We start from the raw sequence: 12,747 nt of genomic DNA on the forward strand, positions 1-12,747 counted from the left end.
AATCTATTAAAATAAATAACTGAATTTAAAGGCCCAAACTTCGAAGTTTTGTTTGTAGTTAAATGTCCGACTGGTGCCATCCGTAGAATTAATCGATTTTAACTCGTCCAATTTAACATCAAATTTATCATAGGTAATATTTATCAATGTATTATTAAATAACTGGTAGCTAATGCCATACCCTAAAAAGGGATCTAGACCATTATACTTTCGGTTATGATTTAATAATTTCCTTTCCCCCATTTGACTCTCTAAAACCCCCTTAGTCAATTCCTCGAAAGACCAATCTAAATATCCTCCTCTAATAAAAGCCTTCACCTTAGAAAACAAGTCGCCAGTTGATAACGAAGCATTTAAAATAAAGCCATCGCCATCAGTATATGTATCTGAGTCACCCCAAAATAATTCTCCGCCCACACTATAGGATGTAGGATAACTGCCAAGTTTTGCTCTCCCAAAATCAAGATACCCGGCACCTACCGATAAATATTCATTAACAGAATAATCTACCAGAAATTCGAACGACTTTGCGGATGTGTCTTGTCCATGAGGAGGATACAAACTATTCTCATAAGTACTTTCTCCAAAGCCAAAAGTTACCGAAATATTTTTATTTATGGGTGCCGCACTTATTTCTGAAACCATAAATAAAAAAAGAATGCCCAAGTTAATTTTTCCCATTTTTTCTGCCCTCTTTAATAAATAAAAACATCCTTGTTAACGAGTGAATAAACCAACTGGGTTAAATTATAATTATTTATCTCAAAACAATGAGATCTAGAAAAAGAGCTGTCAAAATTTGAACCTTAGTTAATATTTGACTCGTTTATTAACTCTACGTCCCAGCTAGTAATTTCATGGTTATGTCCAAAAGGATCCTGAAAATACAACGACCATGTTTTTCCGTGATCACTGACCCGTTCTAAAACACCCAAGTTAATTAAGTGTTGTCGCCATTGGTTAAAGCCATTTCCATCAGTTTTCATAGCTATTGACGTTATTTTTGAATACTTATCACGTTCAAATAATGCGAAAACGATCTCTCCAGTAGCGCTTTTGATTACCAGAGGACCTTCTTCATTGTCCCAGTCCTGAAATTCTTTAACAGGAGAAAACCCGAGATTTTCGCAATACCAATCTTTAGCTTTCTTTTTATCAGGCACATAGATATGGATATGATCGATGCCTTGTAGCATAGGTACTATCATCACACTCTCACTTACTTTTCATTAATGAATTAAATACTTTTTGAAATTTAGACTTAAAACTATTGTCAATCGACTTTCCTGTTATCCATTTATTCTTACATTGACAATCTGTTGTTTGACAATGTTTTGATTTCGCATTGTTATATGACTTTTTCATTCTCTGCTTCTCTTGATAACGTTTACGAAACAGTGTAAAACCTCAAGTAAACTTGAGGTCAAGATATTTTTATGACGAAGGAAAAAATTCTTTGGAGTGTAGGCCAAGTATCGGAACGTACAGGTGTTGCGGTTTCTACCCTGCACTATTACGAGAAAGAAGGGCTTATTAGCAGTCGCCGAAATGCCGGTAATCAGCGTCGTTATGAACCCAATGTACTCAGACGAATATCGGTAATAAAAACGGCTCAAACACTTGGAGTATCTTTAAGAGAGATTAAAAATGTTTTTCAAGCGTTACCAAACAATCGAACTCCAACAACTTCCGACTGGAAAAAGCTATCGTCAAACTGGCGGAAAAGTTTGCAACAACGAATTGAGCAGTTAGAACGACTACGCGATCAACTTGATGATTGTATTGGCTGTGGTTGCTTATCTATAAAGAAATGCAATTTAAGAAACCCAGAAGATATCGTCGCCAAAGATGGTCCGGGGCCAGTTCTGCTCAAACAAGGAAAAAGATAAAAATTAATCACGTCCCCCGCCAACTCTCACAGCTAAGTAATAGATGGTTGCAAGCCAAGATGGCACACCATCTTCAAGTAAGTGAGTATAAAATAATCGGTCAATATATAGTTTGTTAATTTCAGAGTGCTCTTTAAAGTAGTTTAAATATTGATAAAAAGCGTCATGAACCAATGAAGCACGGAGAGCTGCTTGCCAACGTTTTTGTCGAATTACTTTTTTTGCTTCATTTCTTTGAGATTGAAATGCAGTCACTATTGGCCATAAATCAGGTGTTCCCACCAAAAACCACATAAACCGAAACTTTGGTGAACAGCCATTCCAAGCGTACGAACGTGTTTGGCTAAAGTCGTACTCTTGCATTGATTCGGGATTTTTAACCAAAAGCTTACCTGGATTTACAATGGCTTCTCCTTTTTCAAGAATCAACCATTCGCCATAAAAATTATCTATCTCTAATGCTTTCTTTGGCATTCTCAATGGAAGTCGCACCGACAAAGATTCATTGAGCGCATTGACCCAAAAACCACCTTTATCACGCAATTCTTTACCAGTACTGTCTAAGCACTTTGTCGAGTTAGAATAATTTCTTTCTATATTTTCGGTAACTTTAAAATGCCAACCAAAGAAAATGAGATGAAAGAATAATACAGATATGACTATCAATAAGACATAGGGAGAGATAACCACATTCAAAAATAACCAAATAACAATAAGAAGAGCTGAGGTTAATAGCGTTATAGCCACAATCCAATCGATTCTTCCAGGCTTACACAGTAAATAGCTTTCACTATCTCTCGGGTCAGGCAGCTGAACACCACGCGGCATCAATTTGAAAAGGATAATACCAGAGGCAGTCAACCACAGAATGCCAACACTAATAAAAATGATGTCAGAGATTGGTATTAAAAATGACAAAGCATCGATATATCTATCAATACCGCTTTTTATAAGCGCAAAGATTTGATCCACAATAGAGTTCTAGTTAAATAGAAAAAACAGAAGTTAGCTAAGTAAAGTTTTTACTGCAAGGCTATTGGAGTATTTTTTAATAAAGAATTAAAAAAATATAAAAAATGAACATCCTTGTTCAAGCGCTTTCAGGGTTGGATACAACTCATCAAAACCTAAAAACTATTACGCTGCTTTTTGCTCTTTGGATTTTTCAGAGGGCTCTAATCTCATTAAGTAATCAAAAGCACTGAGGGCGGCCTTCGAACCTTCGCCCATTGCGATAATAATTTGCTTAAAAGGTACGGTCGTTACATCACCCGCCGCAAATAATCCTGGAAGTGACGATTGTCCTCTTTCGTCAACAATCACTTCACCACCCTCACTCAATTCAATAGTATCTTTTAAAAACTCACTATTCGGGACAAGACCAATTTGCACAAAGATTCCTGATAATTCTATGTCTTTGGAGTCTCCTGTTACTCGATCTATATAACGTAATCCCGTCACCTCATTGCCATTGCCTAACACCTCAGTTGTTTGTGCTTGCATAATAATTTCAATGTTACTCATAGAATTGGCCTTCCGCTGTAAAACGTCATCCGCACGCAACACATCGCTAAACTCTAAAACAGTAACGTGCTCAACAATATTCGCTAAGTCACTTGCAGCTTCAATTCCTGAATTACCACCACCGATAACCGCAACACGCTTTCCTTTGAATAAAGGTCCGTCGCAATGGGGGCAGTAAGCAACTCCTTTTCCTGAGTATTCCTGTTCTCCAGGGACGTTCATTTTTCTCCATCGAGCGCCCGTTGCCAGAACGATGGATTTGCTTTTAAGCTTAGCTCCCGACTCCGTCTCTATCTCGAATAAATCACTTCTATTAATTGCTTTGACTTTTTGTCCCGACATAACATCAACATCGTAGTCAGTCACATGCTGTTCAAGACTCGCAACCAGCTTTGGACCTTCGGTATAAGGTACTGAAATAAAGTTTTCAATACCGACTGTATCGGCTACCTGACCACCAAACCGATCTGCGACAATGCCTGTATTTAATCCTTTTCGCGCGCTGTAAATCGCAGCAGATGCACCAGCTGGTCCACCACCGACAATTAACATATCGAAAACGTCTTTTTCTGATAACTTTTTAGCATCTCTTTTCGCTGCACTCGAATCTATTTTGTTTAAGATTTCCTTTAAAGTAATTCGGCCTTGAGAGAAAGACTCATCATTTAAAAACACTGAAGGCACCGCTTTAATACCGAGTTGATCAACTTCCTCCTGAAACAAACCACCATCAATCATTGTATGTTTAATATTCGGATTTATAAGAGCCATCATATTCAATGACTGAACAACGTCAGGACAATTTTGACATGATAGTGAAATATAAGTTTTAAACTCGAAATTACCCGTTAAAGCTTTTATCTGCTCAATCGTGTCATTATCAAGCTTCATCGGGTGGCCACCCGCATGCAGTAACGCTAATACCAGCGATGTAAACTCATGCCCCATTGGTAAACCCGCAAATGCAACTTTTGTGCTTCCACCTTTTGGACTGACAGTCATTAGAGGTTTGCGCTTTCTGCTACCATCTTCTTCCACACTGACCATTGAAGACAGCTCAGCTATCTCTTTGGCCAAAGCTTTCAAATCTTGAGAGGTTTTCTGCTGATCAAGAGTCAGTGTTAGAACAATCTCATTTTTTAAATTTTCAAGATAAGTCTTGAGTTGTGTTTTCATGTTTGGATCTAACATAACGAACTCCTGAACGAAAAACTTTTGTGAATAAGAAAACGGGCCGGCCTTTTAACAATTGGAGGATGCTTGCTCGTTGAGCTCTCAACGATAAGCAAGACCGGCCCAAAACATGTGCTTGGTTAACGTCGGTCCGTTAACTAGATTTTACCGACCAAATCTAAAGAAGGAGTTAATGTTTCTTCACCTGGCTTCCAAGCTGCAGGGCAAACTTCGCCATCATGATCAGCAACGTATTGAGCAGCCTGAATTTTACGAACTAACTCAGAAGCCGAACGACCGATTCCCAAGTCATGAATCTCCGCCACTTTAATTTCACCTTCTGGATTAATCACAAAAGTTCCACGTAAAGCAACACCATCTTCTTCAACCAAGACGCCAAAGTTTCGAGAAATCTCTCCTGTCGGATCTCCTAACATTGGAAATTCAATCTTATTAATGGTGTCGGAGCTTGAATGCCAAGCTTTGTGAGTGAAATGTTTGTCGGTTGATACGGCATATACTTCCACGCCCATTTCTTGCAATTGAGCATAATGATCTGCCATATCACCCAGTTCCGTTGGGCAAACAAAAGTAAAATCGGCAGGGTAGAAGAAGAAAACACCCCATTTTCCGGCGACATCTTTCTCAGTTAAATCAACAAACTCGCCTTTGTGAAATGCAGTCGATTTAAATGGTTTTAGCTTTGTGTTAATAATTGATTGTGTCATGGATGACTCCTGAAAAAACGTTTAACAAGTTTCAGGAGTCATAATAGAAAAACGCGAACCATCTGTATAATAGATTATAAAAATAGAAATGTTCGCATTTTACGAACATAAGTTATATCTTTTAAAAGCTGCTTATAAATCAATGCCTAGCCAGCGTTGTACATTAGAATTCATGATTTTTTGTTTATCGTCAGAGGTTAAGACGCCAGACTTTTCTGCTTCATCAAGAAAAATACCTGGGTAGCATCCCTCGACAGTATCCATTTCGCCAAGTGGATAAGGATCATCGACGCCCCAAACCATTTGCGATGCCCCACAACGATTGAGCATCAATTCGAGTGTATGGATGTCGTGGACCAGAGTATCAAAGAAAACATTCGGTTGGCCTTTCGTTTCGTTTGGGTGATGTACACCAGGAAACAGATCGGGTCGCCCTTCAACCCCTTGAATTACTCGCCCATGGTTAGCAAGTCCTAACATATTACCGTGAGCAAAGCAGGTTCGTACGTTTGGGTACTTACTGGCAAACCCATTAAGCGTAAACATCAAATAGGTATCAGCGGTTTGTGCCATCATCCAGACAAGATGATTCCGCCAAAACTTATCCTTTAAATTCACCATTTTACCGGCATCATAAGGGTGAATCTCTAAAGCTAAGTTCATTTCGTTAGCCAGTTGCCAAATGGGTGCTACCGACTCATCAGCAACGGAAACCCATTCTCCCGAATGATTTTGGTAATGAGTACTCAGGCAGAGCATCTTCATGTTCAACTCTTTAACACAGCGCTTCATTTCCTTAAGCGCTAGATCCAAGTGGGCAGGCTGCACAACAAATCCCGTTGTAAATTCATTAGGGTGTTGTCGTTGAACTTCTGCATTAAAATCATTCTGAAAACAAAGAATATCGCTTGTTTCGGACTCGGCTAGGCCATTGCAATAGAGTTGTGAAAGCGTTAATACCACTTCATGTGCAATGTTATTTTCAGCCATCCATTCTAGTTTTCTTTCAAGAAAAAAACTGGGATCCGTTATTGGACGCTTCCAATTGCCTTGATGCATAAACTGACAATCATCATCAATCCAAAAATATTTCTTCTCCCGCATGAAAGCAGGAATCTGGCTGGGTTTTGGCAACAAGTGCCCGTGACCATTTATGCGCATTATTATTTCCGAAAGATTTTATTTTGGCACATTATAAGGACCAATAACCGGTATGTCAGGTCGGATCAATTGTCCCTTCATTTGAAAACGCCTGTTTAACCACAATAAATTTATTGACTTTTTGTGCAACACATCGCATTCTGCGTTACCTTGAGCTTCTTGGTTTAATTGCCGCTTATTATAAAAAAGGAGCCAAAAGGCTCCTTTTTTATTCAGATACTAAATAAGTTTCTTAGCGCATCGTTTTAACCATATCTGCAATTTGTGGTTTAACTTGCTCTTTTTGCGCCAAGCATTGGTTTAAATATTCTTTAGCCTTAACAAAATTTCTATCAGCACCAATTAGTTTATCCAGGCGAGGCTTCAAAAAACCATCTAAGCGCTCTGCTTTTTCCTGCTTACACTCTCCCATAAATAAATAAGGAGCGAAAGCTTGATAGTTTGATGGCAAACCAGTAATTAACTTGTCGAAATTATTTTGCAACCAAGGCCACATCACTGCATCCAATTCCTTTTTACCCATTAACCCAAACAAAAAGGAAGGCTTTTCATTATCTCGAACCGCAGGAGATAAACTTAATTCTATAAGTTGCTTGGCTATTTCTGGATCTTTAGTTGCAGTCAATGCAGAGATAATACGCCCTCGCAATGTACCATCATTTATGGTGCTGAGTTTTTCAATCAAAAAATCAACATATGGCTGTCCTAACTCTTGAACAGCGACTCCCATTGCAGTCGAACGAAGAGAAGGAATAATTGCTTCATCATGAAACTGCTTGTCACCTTTATAACCCACATAATCTTTAGCTTTCTCTGTTAAAGTTTTTCTAACTGCAGCATCCTCAGCGGTATTTGCCATAAAAGAGACTAGGCGAGTTCGTAGCTGAGTTGCATCTAATGGCTTTGTTTTATCAAACTCAGTATTGTTGTCGAGGCCTAAGTTATTTGCAGCGTCCCTATAAATATCTCCGGCCATTTTACGAAATAGAGGTTTATCTTTTTCATCGGCGTATGAAACTAATGTCCCTAATGTTCCCATACCTGACACCATGACTTCCCATGAGTCCGATTGTAAAGTTGTTGGAATCACATCAACCAATTCTTTTACTTTTAAAGTGCCACTACCAAATGCCGCTGACATACTATCGATAACTGCATTAGCCTCTTCAGCGGATACTTTATTTAAATTCGCAATTAAGTCTTTCCAGCCTTCTGAATCAAAATTAAAACGGTAGTAACCCGCTGCAGCAACATTAGGCATGACCCATTCAGCACAACCCGACATTTCCAACTTTACTTTTTGATGCGCTTCAGCAATCACTTGACACTGTTGAGAAACCTCACCATCAACTTCATAACTCATACAAACCGGGATATTCCATAAAGTCTTTTCTTTAAACTCGGTGCCAACAGGAGCGTACCTTTCTTGAGTAATATTCAAGACTGTACGTTCATCATCACAGGTTTTATCAATATCTAATAGAGGAACTCCGGCTTGCTCCACAAAATTTCTAAATGATGCTACAACTTTATCTGCACGTTTTGGCTCCAGCACGCTTGCTATAGTTTCAAAAAAGTCAATGGCGTCAGCATTTTTCCAAGCATACTTATCCATATACTTTTGTACACCCTTACGAAAGTTCTCTTCACCCATAAAGCTTTCTATCATTGACAATACGCCACCACCTTTCGAGTAAGTTATGCCATCAAAAGCCGTAATAATATCGCCATTGGTTTCTATAGGATTACGTACTTTTCGAGCAGAGGGGATCGAGTCGGCATTCATTGCGTTTTTAGAACTTCGACTCTGACTGCGGCGCCATTGTTGATCCGGAAAATGGCGATCAAGAGCGGTTGCGGCCATCCAGGTTGCAAAGGCTTCATTTAACCAAATGTCATTCCACCAAACGGGCGTCACTAAATTACCAAACCATTGATGCGCCAATTCGTGAGCGTGTACCGACATATAGCGACGCTTTTGTCCTATTGATGCATTTTCGTCGAGTAATAATAACTGTTCTCTGTAAGTAATTGCTCCAGGATTTTCCATGGCGCCAGCAGCGAAATCGGGAACCGCTAAAATATCTAACTTTCGATAAGGGTACGCGCTTTGAAAATAGTCTTCCAATGAGTAAAGTACAGCTTCTGTATTTTCCAATGCATATTTAAGCTTTTCTCCTTTTCCCTTTGTCGCAATACCACGCAACGGTATTGTAAAATCCCGAACGTCATTTTTAGGAATCGCAGTCCACTCGACAACGTCAAACTCGCCAACGGCTATTGCCCAAAGATAAGTTGGCATAGGTTTACTGGTAACAAAAGAAACTTTTTTCCAACCATTATTGAGTGTCTCAGTTTTAACTTCTGGCGTATTTGCTATTGCCGTTAATTTTTCCGGTACGATTAAATCAAGATCGAACTTAGTTTTAAATCTCGGTTCATCGAAAGAAGGAAATGCATATCGAGCGTAGATGGACTCCATTTGAGTGTAGGCATAATGTTGGTCGCCATCTTTTACACGATAAAGTCCCTGTAAATTCTCATTAAAAGGAGCGTTGTATTCAAATGAAACTTCATACTCTCCTTTTTTAAGCACTTCCTTTGGAATAATTTTAATAACCCCTTCTACTTTGGTCATTTCAGTCGTCGCAGGTATTTTTTTATTTCCAGACATTAACCAAGTTTGATCAACCTTCAGTTCCTGCCCATGCATATAAAAATAAGGAAGGGATTTGTGCGCCACAATGTCGATTGTTGCCAAGCCAGAAAATCGCTCATTTTCTGGATCCAGTTTTATTTCGAGATCATAATGCGTTGGCTCTACTGATGTCGGTAACTGTCCGGTTGGAATATCCGTTGCACTAACGGTACTAATCAAAGTAACGCTACTTATAGCGAGGCCCAATAATTGAAAGAGCTGTCTCATAATGGTTCCTGTTTTTTTAGTTAGAAGTAATTTTGGTGTATCCCAAGATATTACCCGCTAGTACTAAAAAATCATGTTTCTTTACAGAAGAAAATGTATCAAGACATTAAAGAGTTGATTTCCGAACAGCTTTATTTACAAATAACTAGCTCGAAGGGAGATTTTCTTATCAAACTAACTTGAATTAGCCGCACATCTTGCAGAAATCTCCCTTCAATCAACATTACTATTGGAAGGAGTCGACAAAGATAACATCACCAAAAAGTATCCGTTGACCCAATCCGTTTAAACTTTAATAAATTACAACGATAAACGACCGCTTGATAATAGTCCGACAATCAAACCGCCAAATCCCATTATTCCTCCGAGCAAACTACCCCAGCGACCACAAAACCACTCAAAGCGCCGGCGCTTTTGCTCTTTGATTGTTAACTCACGTTTTCCGTACTTTTTCTTGTCATAATAAAGATTATTTCTCCATATAAGTCCGATAAGACCAATGAAAAATAACAAGTAAGAAATCATTGGGCCTACCCAGCCTGTCGTAAATTGATAACTTGAAGAAAACAACGCGCCAAACAAAACTATCCACACAATTAATCCATTACGATTGCGAATCAATTGCTCTTTTATTTCTGCATCATTAACACTATCAATTTGATTCTTTGCTCCCCACCAAGCACCCAATATACCACCGGCTATTCCAATAAAAGCGCCTCCTAAAAATGCAATGACTTTGCTGGCCAGAGTCGTTTTCCCACTTGCCATTGATGTAGCGATGGTTGCCGCCGCAACAGGACTTGTTCCAGTTAACGCACTAGCAACAACGCCAACAAAACCAATCGTTGGCGCTGTTGATAAGATCATGCGTCCATATTTTTCTAGCAGTTGAGACTTTAGCACCTCACGTACTCTAGATAACCGTTTTCTTACTAAACTTTCCTGGATTTCGAGTAATTCAGCAACCTGACGCGTTGATTGTTCTTCTCGATAATAAAGTAGAACTATTTCGCGACTTTCTTCCGGTAACTCATCAAGTACTTGCTTTAAAATTACAGTTTGATTTTGGCGATGCATTGCTTCATCAGGTAAGTCATCGCTTAAACAAAAAGATTCTATCAGCAGTTCGGCTTCGTCACTGTTTATTCGATCAGCAACTTTATTATCTCTAAGATAATTAAAAGCTTTATAACGAGTTGTTTGTCGCAACCAAGGTAAAAAGCTCGCGTTATTTTTAAGTGAAGTCAGCCCTTTCCATGCTGCAATATAAACCTGCTGAGCAACGTCTTCGCTCGCATCAATATCTTTGACAATTGCTAAAGCAATACTGGACACCGTATTTTTTGTGGACTCAATAAGTCGAGTAAATGCTTTTTGGTCTCCCTGTTGTGCTAGAGATACATCAATTTCAAAGGCCGACACATTTGAATAATTCATTTGGGTGTACCTAGAAAACTTAATATCTCTGCAATTAACCAATCAGGATCATCATACATAATAAAATGCCGAGAATGACGATTCATCTTTACAGTGGCATTTGGAACAGACTCCAACTGAGCTTTATAAAGTTCTTCAGCTTGTTGATGTTGAAACTCGCCTGAAAATCCTCCCGACGCCCCCAGTAGAAGCATAGGAACGTTCGAACCTTCAATCGTTCCTCGTAAATCGGTTGTCATAATCGTATACATGGCAGAGCCAATCGTCGAAGGATCGGATAGCGAGGCCAGCTCTAGAACAGTTTTCTTTCCCTCTTCAGATGCCGCTTGAATATTAAGTCCCATTTCCGTCTGTGCACGAACTTGCAGTGGCGTCATGTTTTGGTACATCATGCGAAACTGCTGTGCCTGTGGCATTAAAGATTCTGCAGTTGTCATGTTCGAACGAGTGAAAGCAGGCCCAATAAATGGTAATCCATCGACAGAAATGACTGCACCGATATTTTCAGGGTAAATACTTGCTAACCAAAAACCGATCATTCCACCGAGGCTATGACCAATCACGGTCGGTGAGCTCAATTGATTTTTTTGTATATACCCATGTAATTCATTTCTTACTTTTTCTAATGAAAAGTTTTCAATCGGTGGAGTTCGGCCAAAACCTGCAATATTGATTAAGTGAAGTTCATATTTTTGCGCAAGAGAGTCGACTATAGGCTTCCACACACGGTCGTCTGACATTAAACCAGGTATTAAGATGATAGGAGTTCCAGATCCAACCTTATTTACTTGAAAAGATTTTGCAGCATTAGACTGTTGAGTCGTCATTATTATGATTAAAACTATTAAAACGGGAAGTGGTAAAGATGATTTACACACAAATCGACGAAGGTTAGCAAACATTTTTTTCTCCATTAATTGACTGAATTTATAACTGAGTCACCATGAAGTCGGTAAGTGTGACAATCTTTTTTGTTTATCGGCAATATTTTCCCTGAATATCCTCCTCTCTCACCTTGCAGTTTTTAACCGAAAGAAGGTTCATTTGCGCCCGATAGTCTCGGCATAACTGGCTGGTATCTATCTTATTTTCTCTTTGAGTATAATTAATGACCTCTCTTTCAATCTCAAATAGTTGATTAATTAACCATCGACATTGAGTGGTTACTTCACGTTGAACCAACCTCTCTCGTAAAGTATCGCGATAACTCTTGATCACTTTTATTTTAGGCTGCTCTGTTAGCTCAAATGAGTCCTGCTTTGAAGATTTTTCTTCAACAGCTTGAGATGAAAGCCGCTCAATATCCTCATTTGTGACCAAGTCAGGACTACCAAGAAAGGTCGAATAAACCCTGCCATCAGCGGGTGGTTCGCGACTGATGCGTAAATTACCTCGACCATCTTGCCATTGATAATAGGTCCGCAAATCAGAGTCTCCTTTGCCAAAGAATTCGGCAACAGGTTGAGGGAGCCAATTGTTTTTCACAGTGGCATACATGCCTACAGCAACAATGGCAATGACCATAATCACCTTTAAAACGACGGACAGACCTTTTATCATTATCACTCCTCGTCCATATCAGGCTGAAACCAGCCTGCTATAACTCAAACTAAGTAGCTTTAATCTCTATATTATGAAAAATGACGTCGATAAACTGTTAAAAAATCATCAAAACTTAATTCAATCAGACTTTAAAAAAGTAGCCTCTCACGTTCAACGCGAAGAAGGAGAGTGGTTTATAAATACAATCATGCTTGAAGGCTACGATGTACCTTTTAAGTATAAACGCCAGAAGAAGTATAGAGATTTGAAAGGACAACGTGTGAATTTGACCTACTACCCCGATAAAGAGCAAGTCGCTGGGTTTGATATGGAAATCATGAGAGTAGTGAGAATTAAGGTTTCCTAA

12 protein-coding genes are annotated in these 12,747 nt (G+C 39.1%); 2 read left to right on the forward strand and 10 right to left on the reverse strand.

All coding sequences use genetic code 11. The features are described 5' to 3' along the window. Positions 1–6: 6 nt before the first annotated feature. Both FAX86_RS04515 and FAX86_RS04520 read right to left on the reverse strand, forming a co-directional pair. Positions 7–681, reverse strand: a complete 675-nt coding sequence (locus tag FAX86_RS04515) for a hypothetical protein (protein ID WP_144392148.1) — start codon at positions 679–681, stop codon at positions 7–9. Positions 682–806: 125 nt separating this feature from the next. Further along, positions 807–1,208 carry a VOC family protein gene (locus tag FAX86_RS04520; RefSeq protein WP_246128545.1) on the reverse strand — a complete coding sequence of 134 codons (402 nt, stop codon included), beginning with the start codon at positions 1,206–1,208 and terminating at the stop codon, positions 807–809. A 228-nt stretch (positions 1,209–1,436) separates the two neighbouring features. On the opposite strand from FAX86_RS04520, the gene soxR reads away from it, so the two are divergent. Further along, positions 1,437–1,889, forward strand: coding sequence for a redox-sensitive transcriptional activator SoxR (gene soxR, locus FAX86_RS04525; RefSeq protein ID WP_164503455.1), 453 nt, complete (start codon positions 1,437–1,439; stop codon positions 1,887–1,889). Between the two features lie 3 nt (positions 1,890–1,892). Here the strand turns inward: soxR and FAX86_RS04530 are convergent, their stop codons facing one another. From FAX86_RS04530 to FAX86_RS04565, 8 genes are all read right to left on the reverse strand, one after another. Beyond that, on the reverse strand, positions 1,893–2,861 hold the full coding sequence (locus FAX86_RS04530; RefSeq protein ID WP_144392150.1) for a DUF1353 domain-containing protein: 969 nt from the start codon (positions 2,859–2,861) through the stop codon (positions 1,893–1,895). 165 nt (positions 2,862–3,026) lie between these two features. Next, complete coding sequence (gene ahpF / locus FAX86_RS04535) at positions 3,027–4,604, reverse strand: alkyl hydroperoxide reductase subunit F (RefSeq protein WP_144392151.1); 1,578 nt, start codon at positions 4,602–4,604, stop codon at positions 3,027–3,029. Positions 4,605–4,744: 140 nt separating this feature from the next. Continuing rightward, entirely contained in the window at positions 4,745–5,314 is a 570-nt protein-coding gene (ahpC, locus tag FAX86_RS04540) for an alkyl hydroperoxide reductase subunit C (RefSeq protein WP_144392152.1), read from the reverse strand. Between the two features lie 132 nt (positions 5,315–5,446). After that, on the reverse strand, positions 5,447–6,475 hold the full coding sequence (locus FAX86_RS04545) for an amidohydrolase family protein (RefSeq protein WP_144392153.1): 1,029 nt from the start codon (positions 6,473–6,475) through the stop codon (positions 5,447–5,449). A gap of 232 nt (positions 6,476–6,707) precedes the next feature. After that, a complete protein-coding gene (locus FAX86_RS04550) occupies positions 6,708–9,401 on the reverse strand; it encodes a M1 family metallopeptidase (protein ID WP_144392154.1) in 2,694 nt (897 codons plus the stop codon). 300 nt (positions 9,402–9,701) lie between these two features. Then, positions 9,702–10,838 carry an RNA polymerase sigma factor gene (locus FAX86_RS04555; RefSeq protein ID WP_144392155.1) on the reverse strand — a complete coding sequence of 379 codons (1,137 nt, stop codon included), beginning with the start codon at positions 10,836–10,838 and terminating at the stop codon, positions 9,702–9,704. After that, the gene (locus tag FAX86_RS04560) at positions 10,835–11,740 is read right to left on the reverse strand and encodes an alpha/beta fold hydrolase (protein ID WP_164503456.1); all 906 of its coding nucleotides are present in this window, start codon (positions 11,738–11,740) and stop codon (positions 10,835–10,837) included. The genes FAX86_RS04555 and FAX86_RS04560 overlap by 4 nt, the downstream gene beginning before the upstream one ends. A 73-nt stretch (positions 11,741–11,813) precedes the next feature. Next, positions 11,814–12,398: a hypothetical protein gene (locus tag FAX86_RS04565; RefSeq protein WP_144392157.1), complete on the reverse strand. Its 585-nt coding sequence runs from the start codon at positions 12,396–12,398 to the stop codon at positions 11,814–11,816. Between the two features lie 73 nt (positions 12,399–12,471). On the opposite strand from FAX86_RS04565, the gene FAX86_RS04570 reads away from it, so the two are divergent. Then, complete coding sequence (locus FAX86_RS04570) at positions 12,472–12,747, forward strand: hypothetical protein (protein WP_144392158.1); 276 nt, start codon at positions 12,472–12,474, stop codon at positions 12,745–12,747.

This window comes from Pleionea sediminis, from assembly GCF_007570825.1.
GTDB classification, from domain to species: Bacteria; Pseudomonadota; Gammaproteobacteria; order Enterobacterales; family Kangiellaceae; genus Pleionea; species Pleionea sediminis.

Excerpts from the sequence above, each read along its gene's own strand:
- FAX86_RS04515 (WP_144392148.1), bottom strand. The coding sequence starts at position 681 with ATGGGAAAAATTAACTTGGGCATTCTTTTTTTATTTATGGTTTCAGAA.
- FAX86_RS04520 (WP_246128545.1), bottom strand. The coding sequence starts at position 1,208 with ATGATAGTACCTATGCTACAAGGCATCGATCATATCCATATCTATGTG.
- soxR (WP_164503455.1), top strand. The coding sequence starts at position 1,437 with ATGACGAAGGAAAAAATTCTTTGGAGTGTAGGCCAAGTATCGGAACGT.
- ahpF (WP_144392151.1), bottom strand. The coding sequence starts at position 4,604 with ATGTTAGATCCAAACATGAAAACACAACTCAAGACTTATCTTGAAAAT.
- ahpC (WP_144392152.1), bottom strand. The coding sequence starts at position 5,314 with ATGACACAATCAATTATTAACACAAAGCTAAAACCATTTAAATCGACT.
- FAX86_RS04545 (WP_144392153.1), bottom strand. The coding sequence starts at position 6,475 with ATGCGCATAAATGGTCACGGGCACTTGTTGCCAAAACCCAGCCAGATT.
- FAX86_RS04550 (WP_144392154.1), bottom strand. The coding sequence starts at position 9,401 with ATGAGACAGCTCTTTCAATTATTGGGCCTCGCTATAAGTAGCGTTACT.
- FAX86_RS04555 (WP_144392155.1), bottom strand. The coding sequence starts at position 10,838 with ATGAATTATTCAAATGTGTCGGCCTTTGAAATTGATGTATCTCTAGCA.
- FAX86_RS04560 (WP_164503456.1), bottom strand. The coding sequence starts at position 11,740 with ATGTTTGCTAACCTTCGTCGATTTGTGTGTAAATCATCTTTACCACTT.
- FAX86_RS04565 (WP_144392157.1), bottom strand. The coding sequence starts at position 12,398 with ATGATAAAAGGTCTGTCCGTCGTTTTAAAGGTGATTATGGTCATTGCC.
- FAX86_RS04570 (WP_144392158.1), top strand. The coding sequence starts at position 12,472 with ATGAAAAATGACGTCGATAAACTGTTAAAAAATCATCAAAACTTAATT.